The 14,672-nt window shown below is 66.3% G+C and carries 15 protein-coding genes and 1 pseudogene; 11 read left to right on the top strand and 5 right to left on the bottom strand.

Features of this window, described 5'->3' with window-relative positions; all coding sequences use genetic code 11:
- The 3 genes from QOC69_RS32970 to QOC69_RS32960 all read left to right on the top strand — a co-directional run.
- Positions 1 to 1,028 (top strand): WXG100-like domain-containing protein (locus tag QOC69_RS32970; RefSeq protein ID WP_526446693.1); only part of this gene is annotated, 1,028 nt, incomplete at its 5' end.
- A complete protein-coding gene (locus QOC69_RS32965; protein WP_526446692.1) occupies positions 1,028 to 1,438 on the top strand; it encodes a DUF6188 family protein in 411 nt (136 codons plus the stop codon). The genes QOC69_RS32970 and QOC69_RS32965, both read left to right, overlap by 1 nt.
- A gap of 155 nt (positions 1,439 to 1,593) precedes the next feature.
- A complete protein-coding gene (locus QOC69_RS32960; RefSeq protein WP_526446691.1) occupies positions 1,594 to 1,995 on the top strand; it encodes a hypothetical protein in 402 nt (133 codons plus the stop codon).
- A gap of 249 nt (positions 1,996 to 2,244) precedes the next feature.
- Here the strand turns inward: QOC69_RS32960 and QOC69_RS32955 are convergent.
- Positions 2,245 to 2,641, bottom strand: a pseudogene (locus QOC69_RS32955) (type II toxin-antitoxin system VapC family toxin).
- Positions 2,642 to 2,886: 245 nt separating this feature from the next.
- Here QOC69_RS32955 and QOC69_RS32950 point away from each other — a divergent pair.
- Positions 2,887 to 5,451 (top strand): SEC-C metal-binding domain-containing protein, encoded by a 2,565-nt coding sequence (locus tag QOC69_RS32950; protein WP_526446690.1) that lies wholly within the window; start codon positions 2,887 to 2,889, stop codon positions 5,449 to 5,451.
- 92 nt (positions 5,452 to 5,543) lie between these two features.
- The gene (locus tag QOC69_RS32945; RefSeq protein ID WP_526446689.1) at positions 5,544 to 6,572 is read left to right on the top strand and encodes a DUF2293 domain-containing protein; all 1,029 of its coding nucleotides are present in this window, start codon (positions 5,544 to 5,546) and stop codon (positions 6,570 to 6,572) included.
- 126 nt (positions 6,573 to 6,698) lie between these two features.
- Here QOC69_RS32945 and QOC69_RS32940 read toward each other — a convergent pair whose 3' ends face one another.
- Positions 6,699 to 6,962 carry a hypothetical protein gene (locus tag QOC69_RS32940; protein ID WP_526446688.1) on the bottom strand — a complete coding sequence of 88 codons (264 nt, stop codon included), beginning with the start codon at positions 6,960 to 6,962 and terminating at the stop codon, positions 6,699 to 6,701.
- Positions 6,963 to 7,007: 45 nt separating this feature from the next.
- On the opposite strand from QOC69_RS32940, the gene dtd reads away from it, so the two are divergent.
- Both dtd and QOC69_RS32930 read left to right on the top strand, forming a co-directional pair.
- Complete coding sequence (gene dtd, locus QOC69_RS32935) at positions 7,008 to 7,439, top strand: D-aminoacyl-tRNA deacylase (RefSeq protein WP_526446694.1); 432 nt, start codon at positions 7,008 to 7,010, stop codon at positions 7,437 to 7,439.
- Between the two features lie 76 nt (positions 7,440 to 7,515).
- Complete coding sequence (locus tag QOC69_RS32930; RefSeq protein WP_526446687.1) at positions 7,516 to 7,947, top strand: Rv2576c family protein; 432 nt, start codon at positions 7,516 to 7,518, stop codon at positions 7,945 to 7,947.
- 9 nt (positions 7,948 to 7,956) lie between these two features.
- Here QOC69_RS32930 and QOC69_RS32925 read toward each other — a convergent pair whose 3' ends face one another.
- Together QOC69_RS32925 and QOC69_RS32920 are read right to left on the bottom strand one after the other, a co-directional pair.
- Positions 7,957 to 8,844 (bottom strand): haloalkane dehalogenase, encoded by an 888-nt coding sequence (locus tag QOC69_RS32925; protein ID WP_526446686.1) that lies wholly within the window; start codon positions 8,842 to 8,844, stop codon positions 7,957 to 7,959.
- Positions 8,845 to 8,848: 4 nt separating this feature from the next.
- Positions 8,849 to 9,448 carry a TetR/AcrR family transcriptional regulator gene (locus QOC69_RS32920; protein ID WP_526446685.1) on the bottom strand — a complete coding sequence of 200 codons (600 nt, stop codon included), beginning with the start codon at positions 9,446 to 9,448 and terminating at the stop codon, positions 8,849 to 8,851.
- A gap of 164 nt (positions 9,449 to 9,612) precedes the next feature.
- On the opposite strand from QOC69_RS32920, the gene QOC69_RS32915 reads away from it, so the two are divergent.
- From QOC69_RS32915 to QOC69_RS32900, 4 genes are all read left to right on the top strand, one after another.
- Positions 9,613 to 10,626 (top strand): Rv2578c family radical SAM protein, encoded by a 1,014-nt coding sequence (locus QOC69_RS32915; protein ID WP_526446684.1) that lies wholly within the window; start codon positions 9,613 to 9,615, stop codon positions 10,624 to 10,626.
- 181 nt (positions 10,627 to 10,807) lie between these two features.
- Positions 10,808 to 12,166, top strand: coding sequence for a cytochrome P450 (locus QOC69_RS32910; protein ID WP_526446683.1), 1,359 nt, complete (start codon positions 10,808 to 10,810; stop codon positions 12,164 to 12,166).
- Entirely contained in the window at positions 12,163 to 13,107 is a 945-nt protein-coding gene (locus QOC69_RS32905) for an alpha/beta fold hydrolase (RefSeq protein WP_526446682.1), read from the top strand. Before QOC69_RS32910 ends, QOC69_RS32905 begins: the two co-directional genes overlap by 4 nt.
- Positions 13,104 to 13,970, top strand: coding sequence for an SDR family NAD(P)-dependent oxidoreductase (locus QOC69_RS32900; protein WP_526446681.1), 867 nt, complete (start codon positions 13,104 to 13,106; stop codon positions 13,968 to 13,970). The genes QOC69_RS32905 and QOC69_RS32900 overlap by 4 nt, the downstream gene beginning before the upstream one ends.
- A 1-nt stretch (position 13,971) precedes the next feature.
- On the opposite strand, the gene QOC69_RS32895 is transcribed toward QOC69_RS32900, so the two are convergent.
- On the bottom strand, positions 13,972 to 14,672 hold a 701-nt coding region (locus QOC69_RS32895), incomplete at its 5' end, for an SDR family mycofactocin-dependent oxidoreductase (protein WP_526446680.1).

Raw genomic sequence — 14,672 nt, 5'->3', positions numbered from 1 at the left:
AGAACTACGGCGGCGTAGTGATCCAGGCCGGATACAACCACGCAGTAGCCGAACACGACGCCACGCCCGGCAATCAGGGTCCCGCACCCGCCATGCCGCCGGAACCCGCGAGCACGGCCGGTGTGTTGTCGGCTCCGCCGTCGGCAGGCGGTCCTGGCCGTGGCCTCGTCGACGCCGTTGGGTTGATGCAGCAGGTCGGCGTGCCGGTGCCCGATGGTGACACCGACAAGGTGTCGACGGCAGCGGACGCATGGGACCGTTTGGCGACCGTCTACCAAACGAAGACGATCGCGGAGGGGTTGGAGGTCGACGCCCGCACGTTCAGAGACACGCAATCCCCCGAAGTCGAGTCCATCGTGCGGGATTTGGAGGAACTACGCGACGCGATGACCTCGGTAACCGACGGATGCGCCGAGCTTTCGCAGTCGTGCAAAGACTACAAGTCCGCGCTCGAGGATCTACGCACCCAACTCGAGGGCATCCTGGAGGAGCTGGCGATCGAGCTGGCGGTCACTGCGGCGATCGCCATCGCCGCGTCGTTCGTCTCCTTCGGTGCCGGCGCCGTCGCGGGGACAGCCAAGGCGGCCCAGTCCATCACCAAATTCGCGCGCATCATCTCCGAAGCCGTTGGTGCGTGGAAGATCTCGAAGAACATCGCCAGCGGCGTCAAGAAAGTCGGGGACATCGCGGGGCTGCGTGCGAAGCTGCAGCGAATCGTCAATATGGGGCGCAAGGGGAAGCCGAAGGTTCCAGCTCCACCGCCATCTGGCGTCCCGCCCGGTTGGGTCGCCCGGCCTGCCGACAACGGCATGGGAACGGTGTACCAGCAGCCCGGAGCGGTGGGAAATAGCAATTCGATACGAATCATGGAGCCCGGCGCAAACCCGCAGTACCCCAACGGGTATGTAAGGTTCACCAACGAACACAATCAGCCGATCAACCTAGAGGGCAAGCCCGGCACACGCGCTGAGACACACATACCTCGTAACCCCGACGGTTCGTTTCCGATACCGAAAGGCTGGCCGTGATGGATCTAGGACTACGCGGAAAAAGTCTGCAATCTGTGCTGATCGAGAACACCGTCAGAATGCAACTTTCTGACGTCTACTTCGTCGTGATCGAATCGCCGTTCAGGTTGGACGTCCACGGGGACAGCTTCGCGCTGTCACCCGAGAAAGAGCCCGACACTGGCCTCCAGCCGTTGCGTCAACTGGTCGGCCACACGATCGAAGAGGCTACGGCCGACGCAGCGGGGGGACTGCATGTGATTTTCGAGGGCGGCGCACGTCTAACGGTCGAGCCTGACGCAGCCTATGAAGCTTGGAGCGTTTCGGCCCCGGACGGTGCGCTGGTCGTCAGCACAGCGGGAGGCAAGCTGGCCATTTGGAAGTCACAGTCGAACGCCGACGAATCCGCTGAGACGTCGCCTGACCAATAGCCCGTACAGCGACGGGATGATCAAGTTTGGTACGGCGTTCATCCCGTGCAAGACCAAACAAACTGGCGGCCAATATCGTCCGAAGAGGCGGCAGTCATCCTTTCAATTCTCTCGCAGGCAGACATTCGTCGAAGCGGCCCACTTATCAAGGCGAGGTGATCATTTGGACCGACGGGCACCCATCGGGATTGGAGCACCCGTGGGTCAATGAGGACCCACCCACCAAATGGCCGAGAGCGGACGAGATGGAGGTAGTGCTGCGGGCAAGCTCCATCGAAAGGACACCAGAGGGACTAATGGATATCCGATTCAGATTACTTAGCACCGCGCACGCGGAGCTCCTCAACGAGATCTTGGCCCGTCGCAGCCCAACTGTTCTCGAGCGGGTTCGGCAAGCCGATTTCGTGTCACGCTCGGACGCGGAGGAAATTATGACGGTCATGAGTGAAGAGTTCACTAACAATTTGGACGATGATTGGGAACCAACCGAATACGGCCTGACGGTCAGTGCCTTGATGGCGCAGTTCAACGCTGCTCGCGTCAACGAGTGGTCCTGAGCGTCCTTGTGATTCGGGCAAATTTGTGAATCGATGATCAACTAAAAGAGCCGTCCTGGCTTGGGCGGTGTCTTTCTCGAAGACAGTTGCGTTCTCGGTATTTCGGAGCATCAACCGCGCTTCGAGCTCAGTGGATGATCCGCGAGCGTTCACTGTCCCAGGCGGAACGGGCCGGCACCGGCAACCTGCTCTCCGCCGAGCCATATGTCGTTCTGGCGGCGTCATCATTCGTTGACGCGCGCTGCGTACCTACCGATCGAGTGCGGACGCAATACCCGTATGCCCGAAGTCGTTGCCCTTCCACAGCAGCGGCTCGCGAGTGTCGAGCGCCAGCGCGTAACAGGCAGTCGCCGACGTTCAGTCCGGCACGATGGCCGCTGCCCCTGCCGAAGTCTGCGTAGGCGTGACGAGCCAACCTGGCGTGGTGCTCGGTCACCGGCTCGATCACGAACTCCGCCTCCGCAAGTAGCTCGTCGAGGCTTCTGCTGATGACCGGATCTCGCTGGTGATCGAGAGCGATCCCGCACTCGAGGTAGCTGGCAGCCGACAGTCGTCGCACGCTCGCATCGGCGATCGCGTGAGCGTAGATCGCTGCGTCCTCCTCCGCAGTGAGGATCGCGATGAGGGCCGACGTATCGACGATCACGCCGGGAGCCCCCCGGTCGTCGTAGAGCAGTGCCCCAGTGCGAGTAATACTGCTGCCAGTCCTGGTCCTTGACGATGACGAAGTTAGCCCTGTTTCCCATGTCTCCCCGATCTCCGATGGCGCGTCTCGGTTCGCGCGTCGACTTGGGGCGAGTGTCCGTCCGGCTCCGACAGATTGAGTTGGCGCGGTCGCGGCCTGTGGATAACTTCCGGGGTGAGTCTCGGCGCCCGCGTAGGGTGGTCGGCGTGCCGGCGACGCTCGACGAGATTGCGACCATTGCGGAGCTGCTGACCCAACACGGTCCGTTGCGCACGGACGAGCTCGCGCGACATTTGCGGGAGCGCGGCATGGATGATCCGGACTCCACCATTCAGTGGAACCTGCTCGAAATGGACTGTCCGGCACGACAGCTGGTCGACGACCGATGGGTGTGGCTGCCAGCGGTGCTGACTGGGAGGGTGTTCACCCATCGTCTCAGCACCGACGAGGCAACCCATGACGTGCTCACCGTGGCGCCGGACCTGGACCCGATCACCACCCTCTGCGAGCACGAGCAGTATCAGCGGTTCGTCGACGGCTCAGCTGTCCGTGTCGCGGTCGCCGGTTACGACGACGACGTGCTCGAGGAGCGGGGCATCCCGGCTGAAGTGACTGACTGGTCCCCGGCGCTGCTCCTGGACTCAGGCACGCTGGCGACCCTCGGCGTGGGCGACGGCGACACGGTCGGCCTGCGGTTGACCGCCGAGGGCCTCGTCCTCGAGCGGGTCGACGTCATCGCGCAGCACACGGCTGGCGTACGGCTGGCAGCGACTCTTGACGCGGATGAACCGACCTACGTCGGCGCGGCGGTATGGACCGCGTGCGTCGCGGACGCCGCACTGTTTACCGATCCGCTACCTCCGCTGAGTGAGATCGTCGACGACCACGGTCTGGCGCGCCGCGGTGAGTCGATCACGCCCAGCGGATTCGATTTCGGCCGTTGGCAATTCGAGCGCCGGTGTGAACTATTGGCCGAGCGGCACGGCATCGACGTTGACGACGCACTGGTGCTCACCACGCTGCTGGAGCTGTACGACCAGACGGGGCGGATCCTGGCTGAAGCGGATGACGCGGACGACGCCGACGCGGACGAGACTGACGAGGCCTACGAAAATCCCACACTGCAGCCTGCCGACCACTCTGACGACGTGACCGGAGAACTCGGCGCGCAGCTGGCGGACCCGCTGCTGGCTGAGCTCCTGGTGGCCGAGACCGTCGGCGGCGATCACGGTGGCGCAGCCGCGCTCGGCCTGTTCGCCGAGATGATGGAGCCCAAGGTGCCGCGCGCCGCGCGGGTGGCATGGAGGTGGCTGCGCGCGGTGGCACTTGAGCGACTCGGCGACACCGAGGAGGCGGAGCGCGAACTGTTGGCGGCCGAGTCGATGGATCCTGACTGGCCGCTGCCCCTGATCAACCTGGCGCGTTTTGCTTCTGATCGCGGAGACGTCGAGCGCGGGTTGGCATTGTTGCGCCGGTCAGGCGATCTGGAGCACCCGCTTGTGGCGCTCTTGCAGGCGCATCGTGTCGGGCCGCGCAACGATCTCGGCCGCAACGAGCCGTGCTGGTGCGGGTCGGGCCGCAAGTACAAGAAGTGCCATCTGGGCCGGGAGCAGTTGGCGCTTGCCGACCGGGTGAACTGGTTGTACGAGAAGGCCGCTCATCACGTATATGTCGCTGGATGGCGAGACTTGTTGGCCGAGGTGGCCTACGAGCGATACCGACATACGCACGACCTTTCCGATGCGGTGGACGCAGGAATGGCCGACGACCTGGTGATGGATGTCGTGCTGTTCGAGGGCGGCGCGTTCGCAGAGTTTCTCGAAGTGCGCGGGCATCTGTTGCCCGACGACGAGCGGCTGTTGGCCGAGCAATGGCTGCTGGTGGAACGATCGCTGTTCGAGGTGAACGACGTCAAACCGGGTGTGCGCATGACCGTGCGCGACGTTCGAAGTGGTGACTCGCACGAGGTGCTCTCGCGGACGGCTAGCCGCCATCTCAAGTCTGGTCAATTGATCTGCGCGCGTCTGGTGCCCGCCGGCGACGACAGTATGCAGTTCTTCGGAGGCATCGAACCGATCGCGCTGCACGAGCGCGACCCGTTGATCGAGCTACTTGACGCCGAACCCGACCCGGTGGAGCTGATGGACGCGCTGAGTCGGCGGTTCGCGCCGGTGGCGTTGACCAACACCGAAGGCGAACCGCTGGCGATCTGCGCGGCCACCGTGCGCGTCAGCGATGTGGAACGAGTTGACGCCGCACTAGACGACGCCTACGACAGGGCCCATGGCGACGAACCGGCACGGTGGCACGAACACGTCACTACCCATGGCATGCCGCGTATCCGAGCCGTGCTGGTGCGCGACGACGACACCCTTCGGGTCGAGACCAACAGCGCGGAACGGATGGATCGCGTGTTGACCACCTTGGTCCGGCTCGACCCCACGATGCGCGTCATCGATGAATCCCGGCGCCCCATTCGCGACATTCGGGAGGCCGCCGAACTGGCAGAGGAATTGGGACCGCCTCAGGGCGCCCTCTACCGCGAGGACCCCGCGGTGGCCGAGGCGCTCGACGATTTCATCCGCGAGTACGAAACCAAGTGGCTTGATGAACCCATACCTGCACTCGACGGTCACACCCCGCGGCAGGCAGCTGACGATCCCACTCGGCGCGGCGATCTGATCAAACTCCTCGACAGCTTCCCCGCCGACGATGGCACGCCCGGGCGCATGAGCCCCGAGCGGCTGCGCGTCGCCCTAGGGCTGGAATAGTCGGCTGAGGCACCACAACAGCACTGTCCTGGCTACTGCCGGCGGGATGCCGGCCCAATCTGTCGCACCGCAGAAGTAACGTCGGCCGTGCTATGGCGCGTACCGAGACACGAGTGGCACGGATCGCTGAGGCATTGCTGGCCGAACGGCGATCCGTCCGTCCCATCGATGTGCTCGTCGGTCTCGGCTGGCTCGCTCAGCCGAACGTCGATCGGTGGGTGCAGGGTCGTGTTCCTTCGATCGATCGGTGCGTAGGTGTCGACTCCGACAAGGTCATGGCAGCGTTCGCAGCGTTGCGGCACTGGGCCGAGGACCGCGGGCTCACGCCGTCTGAAGTCGACTACCAAGATCTGCAGTTCACCGCCGAAGGTGACGCTGAGGCCGAACAGGCCTACCGCACCCATTGGGGCTCAACCGACGTCGCTGAACCGATCGTCGAGCGCCCACCCCGTCCCCGAGGGATAACCGTGATCGCTTCGCACAACGCCTGGACGTGCGATTCGTGCGGCGACACGGGCGACCTCCTACTCAAGGGCAAGGCGGGTGGAGTGTGTCTGGACTGCGCCGACCTCGGCCATCTCGAGTTTCTGCCGTCCGGCGATGCCGCGCTAACCCGGCGCGCCACGAAGGCCAGCCGATTGTCTGCCGTCGTGGTGCGCTGGAGCACACGACGCAATCGCTATGAGCGCCAAGGCATCCTGGCGGAGCCGGCCGCCATCGAACAGGCCGCGCAAGAGTGCCTCTCCGACGCCGATGTGCGCGCTCGCCGCAGGACACGGGAGCAGAGCCGGCGGGCCGATCAGGACGTGCAATTTCGCGGTGAGTTCGCCACCGCGATCCGTGAGCAGTTCCCAGGGTGTCCGGTCGACCGCGCAGAGGCAATCGCACTTCACGCAGCGGCGCGCGGTAGTGGCCGGGTCGGACGAAGCGCCGCAGGGCGAGCACTGGACCGTGACGCCGTACTGCTCGCCGTCGTCGCCTCCGTCCGCCACGTCGACACCGACTACGACGACATGCTCATGTCGGGTGTTGACCGCGAATCGGCTCGAGCGCGAGTGCACAGCCGTGTCGAGGCCGTCGTCAACGCGTGGCGCGACGGTGTTGTGATGCTCGACGGATAGCAGCTACTGATGGCGCCCGGAACTACCGCGTCGCGCCGAACACCGCCGCGGTCAGCACGTCCTCCAGGTTTCCGAGGCCGCCGTTGAACGGATTGCCGCGCTTGAGGGTGAACGCCCCGCCGGGCGTCACCGCCACCAGCATCGGAGAGCTCGACGTGAGCTGCGTGCGGCGCTGGAACCGGACCTGGTCCAGCGGCGCCACCACGGCGCCGTCGGCGCCAACGTCACCGCACCGAACCCACCGGGCACCAGTGCCAGCACGCCAAGCACGAATGCGACGGTTGCCAACGCCCCGGTGCCGCGGTCCATGACCACGATCAGCGGCCCCTGCTCAGCCACCGCCAGCCCGCCGACCTCGGCGAGGATGCGCGGCTCGGCGGGAGCGGTCATGCCCGGAGTGTGCCATGACCCAGCGGGGTGGCAACATCGGCGGACGTGCGGGTGCTGGTGCAGTGTGTGTCGTCGGCGCGGGTCGTGGTCGACGGCGACGTGGTCGGTGAGATCAGGCCCGACGGGCAGGGTCTGCTGGCGTTCGTCGGCGTCACGCACTCCGACGATCCGGACGTCGCCCGACGGATGGCCGAGAAGCTCTGGCGACTGCGGGTCCTGGACGGTGAGGCCAGCGCCGCAGACGTCGGTGCACCGATTCTGGTGGTCAGCCAGTTCACGCTCTATGCAAACACCACGAAGGGCCGCAGGCCGACGTGGAACGCCGCCGCCCCAGGGTCGGTCGCCGAACCGCTGGTCGACGAGTTCGCCACGGCGCTCGGACGGCTCGGGGCCCAGGTGCAGACGGGCGTGTTCGGCGCCGACATGGCCGTGGAGCTCGTCAACGACGGGCCGGTGACGGTGCTCCTCGAGCTCTAGGCCTGCCGTGGGAGCACACCGAGTTACGGGTGGTGCGCGATGTAACGGTCCGGTACCGTCCGGCGATGTGATTGGCATGCGAAAAGCGATAACCAAGGTCGGGGCGGCTTTCGGGACGGCGGCGCTGGTGGCGTCCGCGGGGTTGGCGCTCAGCCAGGCCACGTCCAACGCCGAGCCGGCTGGTCATCAGGTCCGGTACACGGTCACGTCGACCGCCCCAACGGGACTCGATCTCTACTATCTGTTCGCCCAACCGGCGGACAAGGCTGCGTACAACAAGGACCCGAATGCCTTCCTGAAGAGGGAAGAGGTGAACCTCGAGCCGGGCGTGCCATGGGTGTTCGAAACGACGCTCGCCGACCCGCAATGGGCGATCGTCACCGTGAGCGGCGCCGCGCACGCCATGACCGGGGCACCGAATCCTCACTGTGAGATCGCCGTCGATGGTCAGCTGGTACTCCAGCAGGACGGCGAGACGGGCGCGGCCTGCCAGCTGTCGCGCTGGTGACGCGGAAAGTCAAGCGCCGCGCAATCCGCGAACGAAGTCTGCGACCGCAGACCCTATCTCCGCGGGGCTGTCCTCCTGGATGAAATGGACGCCGGGCACGGTCACTTCGGCCTGGTGGGGCCAGCTTCGGACGAAGTCGCGAACGCGGCCACGGATGATCGCGCCGGGCTCGGCGTTGACGAACAGTTTCGGCACATCGCTTTGCGCCAGCCATGCCCCATACGACTCGACGATCGCAACGACATCGGCAGGCTCGCCCTCGATCGGGATGTTGCGTGGCCACGATAGCGTCGGGCGCCGGTCCTCGCCTGGCCTGCAGAACGGCTCGCGGTAGTGGTCCATCTCCTCGTCGCTGAGCTTGCGTTGAATGCCTCCGGGAAGGACGGCCTCGACGAACAGATTCTGCTCGAGCACCATCGACACGCCGGCCGGCGAGCGGAAGCCCTTGAAGACGTCGCTTTCCGGGCCCGGAAAGTCGGCCCAACCGATCGGCATCGCAATGGCTTCCATGTAGGCGATGCCGGCCACCCGGTCGCGATGCTGGTTGGCCCAGTCGAAACCCAGAGCCGAACCCCAGTCATGCAGCACGAGGACAACACGGTCGCCCAGGTCGAGGGAATCCCACAGCGCGAACAAGAACTCGCGCTGCTCGGCGTAGTGGTAGCGGTCCGGACCGGAGTCACCGAGTTTGTCGGAGCCGCCCATACCAATCAGGTCGCACGCGACGAGGCGGCCCAGCCCCTCCAGGTGCGGCATCACGTTGCGCCACAGGTACGACGAGGTGGGGTTGCCGTGCTGGAAGACGACGGCCTCACCCTCGCCCTCATCGACGTACGCCATCCGCGCGCCGTTGATCTCCTTGTACTGCAGCTGCCCGTAGGGCTTCGCTCCTGACATCACGTCATCCTCGATCCGGTTGGTTGTCTGCGAGTTTGGCGGCTGTCTCCCGTGCCACCCTCAGGATTCGTGCCGAAAGGTTCGGGTCAACCACTGCGCGAGACAGCGACATCCCGCCAACACAGATCGCCATCAATGCGATCGCGTCGTTCATGCGGTCGTCGGCTTCGTCGTCGTCGCAGATGGCGGCCAGCGACTTCCGCAGCTCGCGTTCGTAGCTCGCGCGAAACTCGTCGGATGCGTGAGCGGCGTCGGAGCTCAGCGTCGCGAATCCGCAACTGGTGGACAGATCGTCGCGATGTGCCGTGCTGAGGTAGCGCTTGGCCAGGCTCGTCAGCCGTGCACTCCACGACTCGCCGCGCGACGGCCTGATCCAGTGCGATCGCCCGGTCGTGATCGCTCGTCCGAACGCAGCGCCGGCCAGCTCCTCCTTGCTGGAGAAATGTGAGTAGAACGCGCCGTGTGTCAGCCCCGCGTCGCGCATCACCGGCACGATCGCCGCGCCGTCGATGCCTTCTTCGCGCAGCCGGCGAGCGGCGGCGTCCAGAATCCTGTCCAGTGATTCCCGCTTGTTGTCGGCACGGGTGCCGGGGACGTTTCGCATGATGTGCATCATGCTAGTCGCATGACGGGCATCATGCGAGTGCTGAGGTGCGCTTTTCGACGAGGCCGGTCAGGGCCTGCGGGAGTGGGCCCTTGTGCAGGACGCCGAGGCCTCCCGGGCAAGCACGTCCTTGACATAATTTCGAACTGGTGTTCGAATGATGTGTGCGGTGGGATGGCCAAGGCGTCGGCGTCGATGACGGAGCACTGCCCGGACTGCAGCGCATCGGGCTCGTCCGCACGGTGCGTACGCCCCAGTTCGAGGGCATCACCTTTCACGAGGTGCTGTGCAAGTCCGCGCTCAACAAGGTGCCCGCCGCCGCCAGCCTGCCATTCAGGTTCACCGTCAACGGCTACCGCGGGTGCAGTCACGCCTGCCGGTACTGCTTCGCCCGGCCCACCCACGAGTATCTCGACTTCGACTCCGGTGCCGACTTCGACACCCAGGTCGTGGTGAAGACCAACGTCGCCGAGGTGCTGCGCCGCGAGCTGTCCCGGCCGTCGTGGACGCGTGAGACGGTCGCGTTGGGCACCAACACCGATCCCTATCAGCGTGCCGAGGGCCGCTATGTGCTGATGCCCGGAATCATTGGTGCACTGGCTGATTCGGGGACTCCGTTCTCGATCCTCACGAAGGGCACCCTGCTTCGCCGGGACCTGGCGCTGATCACCGCTGCGGCACGTCACGTCGACGCCGCTGTGGCGATCTCACTCGCGGTCGGCGATCCCGAACTCCACCAGCAGGTCGAACCGGGTACACCCTCACCGCGGGCCAGGCTGGAGTTGATCCGGGCGGTGCGCGACGCCGGCCTGGACTGCCACGTCATGGTCGCGCCGGTGCTGCCGTTCCTGACGGACTCACCCGAGCACCTCGACGGGCTGCTGGGCCGGATCGCCGCCGCCGGCGCCTCCAGTGTGACGGTGTTCGGGCTGCATCTGCGTGGCTCGACGCGCGGTTGGTTCATGGCGTGGCTGGCGCGCGATCATCCCGAGTTGGTCGCGGCGTACCGCGAGTTGTACGGGCGCGGTGCGTATCTGCCCGCGAGCTACCGCGGCATGCTGCACGACCGTGCGGCGCCGTTGATCGCCAGACACGGCCTGCACCGCGACCAGCGGTCGTTTCGTGCGGCGCCTGCGGTGCCGGCTGTCGTGGCGGAGCTTCAGCCGACGCTGTTCTGATGAGCCGCTACGCCCGCGCGTAGGTGTGTCCCGCCTCGGCAGCGCTGAGTGGCGGTCGATCTGGCGGGGCCGGCCCTATTTCACACGTGTGGAAGGGGGCTTGTGCCCATCGGTACCGAGGCGTACCGTGACGGTACTTATCCGTACCGATCTGGAGGTCTTGGCATGGGTGAAGCGAATCATGGGTGAAGCGACGACCGACCCGGTGCGGCTGCCGCCCGCGCCGCGGATCCCAAAGCTGGCGCAGGGCATCGGCTTCATCGCCGCCCGCGACAAGGCGGTCACCGCCGTGGCCAGGCGCCACGGCTCGGAGTTCACGCTCAACCTGCCGATCTTCGGCCCGACCGTAGTGATCAGCGATCCCGCCCTGGTCAAGGAACTCTTCACGATGAGCACCGATCTCATTGCTCGTGCGGGCACGCTCGGCCAGGTGCTCGGGCCCGGCTCGACGTTCAGCCTCGACGGCACCGCGCATCGGCAGCGTCGCAAGCTGTTGGTGCCGCCGTTCCACGGCAAGCGCATGCAGGGCTACGAGCACATCATCGAAGAAGAAGTGATGCGCGAGATCGCCAGCTGGCCAGAGGGCGAGGACTTCGCGACCCTGCCGTCGATGATGCGGATCACGCTCAACGCCATCCTGCGCGCGGTGTTCGGCGCCGACGGTGCCGCCCTGGAGGATCTGCGCGAACTCCTGCCGCCGATGGTGCTCAAGTCATCGCGGCTGGCGGTACTACCGCCCGCCGCACGGCGTGATTACGGCCCGTGGAGCCCGTGGGCCAGGACACAGAGACTGCGTCGCCGCTACGACGCCATCATCGCCGGGCTCATCGCCGACGCCCGGCGGGATCCCGCGTTCGAGGAGCGCAACGACGTGCTGGCCCTCATGCTGCAGGCGCGATACGAGGACGGGTCGCCGATCTCCGATGAGCACGTGGCCGACGAGCTGCTCACCTTGCTCGCCGCGGGTCACGAGACCACGGCCACCACCTTGGCGTGGGCCGTCGAGCGGCTCCGCAGGCATCCCCGGTTGCTCACCCGGCTCGCCAACGAGGTCGACGCAGGAGGGGCCGAACTGTTGCAGGCCACCATCTTCGAGGTGCAACGCACCCGCCCCGTCATCAACGGCACCGCTCGAATGACCAGGACGCGGATAAAGTTGGGGGAGTGGGTCATTCCGGAGCGACACGTGGTACTGGTGAGCATCTCGCTGGCCCACGCCGCCGAGCGGAACTTCACCGACGCCGCGACGTTCGACCCGGATCGCTTCGTCGGCAACCCACCGGACACGCATGCCTGGATCCCGTTCGGCGGCGGCATCCGACGCTGCATCGGTGCCGCGTTCGCCAACATGGAGATGACGGTGACGTTGCGTACGTTGCTGCGGGAGTTCGAGTTCGGCAGCACATACGCCCCCGGTGAGCCGCCGCATTCCCGCGGCGTCGCAACCGCACCCGGCCGTGGTGGAAGGGCCGTCGTCTACCGTCGCTCACCACGTACGCCGAGCGCGGTGCCCGCCGTCGCGACGGAGGTGTCGGCGTGACGCGCGAACCCCTCATCGCGGATGAGCGCCCGCGCGAAGACCATGTTGCGGTCGGTCGCGGCATCGAGTTGTGCTACGACTCGTTCGGTGACGCCGCAGCGCCCCCGGTCCTGCTGATCGCCGGCCTCGGACAGCAAAAGCACACGTGGCCAGAGGAACTCGCCGCCGCGATCGCCGAGCGGGGATACCGGGTGATCCGGTTCGACAATCGCGACGTCGGCCGTTCGACCCACGCGAACTTTCCCAAGCCGAACCCGTTGGCGATCCTGCGGGGCGGCAGCGACAAACGGCAGTACCACCTCGGCGACATGGCGCGCGACACCGTCGGCCTGCTGGACGCGCTCGGATACCGCGACGCCCACCTCGTCGGGGTCTCGATGGGCGGAATGATCGCTCAGACCGTTGCCGCCCACCATCCAGGACGGGTGCGCACTCTCACGTCGATCATGTCGAACACCGGCGCGCCACGCATCGGGCGTCCGGCTCGGTCCACGTGGTGGCGGATGGCGACCGCGAGGCCACCACGCGACCGGCGCGAGGCGATCGACGGTGCGGTGCGGGTGTTCAGCCACATCGGGTCGCACGGCTTCCCGTTCGACGAGGGCTGGGTGCGCGAAAAGGCAGGCATCGCATGGGATCGCGATCCCACGTCCGATGGCGTGGCCCGGCAGCTGGCGGGCATCTTCGCCTCGGGGGACCGGACGGCCGAACTGCGCCAGATCGACGTGCCGACCCTGGTGATCCACGGCGACCGGGACCGGATGGTCCATCCGACCGGCGGCGCCGCCACCGCGCGCGCCATCCCCGGTGCACAGCTGGAGACGATCGTCGGCATGGGCCACGATCTGCCTGCAGGCGCGTGGGACCGGATTCTCGACCTGATCACCACCCATCTGGACGGTTCGTCCGTCCCAACCGCTCGGGCAGAGGAGACACGATGAGCAAGTCAGCCGCACACGTCATCAGCGGACGCACGGTGGTCATCACCGGTGCGGCGTCCGGCATCGGACGGGCTTTGGCACAACGACTTTCAGCACACGGCTGCCCGGTCGCCATCGCCGACATCGATGAGCGGGGGCTCAAGGAGACCGAGGCGACCGTCGGCGGGTCGACGCTGACGAAGGTGCTCGACGTGCGGGATGCGCAGGCACAGAACGCGTTCGCCGAAGAAGTCAGGGATTGGGCGCCCGCGCCATTGGGTGCGGTGTTCAACAACGCCGGCGTCGCCGTGTCCTCGAGCGTGCTGGACTCCGTGCCCGAGGATGACGACTGGTTGTGGGACATCAACTTCCACGGCGTCGTCAACGGCACCCGGGCATTCCTGCCGATTCTGGCCGCTCAGGACTCCGGAGCGATCGTGAACACCTCGAGCGTCTTCGGTCTGGTGGGCATGCCGAACCAGAGCGCCTACTGCTCGGCGAAGTTCGCGGTCCGTGGATTCACCGACTCGCTGCGCCAGGAGTTGCGCGGCACGGGTGTCAGAGCCATCAACGTGCACCCGGGCGGCATCGACACCAACATCGTGCGCAACGCCCGCTTCCGCAAGGATCCGGACGGCCGCGGTCGCAGCCACGAACAGATCGCACAGGAGTTCGCCGCCATCACCATGACCGAGCCCGCCAAGGCGGCGGAGATCATCCACCGGGGTGTGGAACAGGGCAAGGCGCGCATCCTCGTTGGACCCGACGCCCGCCTGTTCGACGCCCTGGCCCGGCTGGCGCCCACCCGCTACTTCGACGTCCTGAGCGTGTTCGAGTCGCGGCTGCGCGGGCGGGCAAGGGCCGACGTGCCGGCACGGGTGTAGGTCAGATCTTCAGATAGCCCTTGTCCGCAGGGATCTGGGCCGCGGTCACCAGCGACGACGCGTCGCCTGCCAGCCACACGACGATGTCGGAGATGAGGTCGGGGGCGGCAAGCGAGTCGGTCGGCAGTGCGCCGGGGGAGAACGAGTGGATGTAGTGCGGGTGATCCTGAAGGATCTTGTACATCGACACGTCGTTGCCCATCGGGGTGTCGGTGCCGTACGGGTGAACGGAGTTGACCCGGATCCCGAACTCGCCCAGTTCGACCGCAAGCGCGTTGGTCAACCCGACGACGCCGAACTTGCTGGCGCTGTAGTGCCCGCATCCCGGCACGGCCTTTACGCCCGCCGCCGAACTGATGGTGATGATCGATCCTCCGTTGCCCGCCTTGATCATCGCTGGCACCGCCGCCTTGATGGTGTGCCACAGCCCGGTCAGGTTGGTGTCCAGAGTCTCCTGCCACTGCTCGGCCGAGATCTCCCACAGCCGACCCCAATTCAGCACCCCGGCGTTGGCGACCACGATGTCGAGGTGACCGAACTGCTCGATCGCGTCGGCGATCACCCGCTCCTGCCCAGCGGCGTCGCGCACGTCGACCTCCCTGGCGAGGATCTTGCGTCCCTCGCCTTCGACGAGGTTCACGGTCTCGGCGAGATCCTCCGACGTCGCCGGCTCGTAGCCGTTGTGCGCGGCGACCGGCCCGC

This window comes from Mycobacterium sp. (assembly GCF_032162105.1).
Lineage (GTDB): Bacteria > Actinomycetota > Actinomycetes > Mycobacteriales > Mycobacteriaceae > Mycobacterium.
The sequence above is the reverse complement of the archived record's forward strand: the minus strand, read 5'-3'. Positions and strand labels throughout refer to the sequence as shown.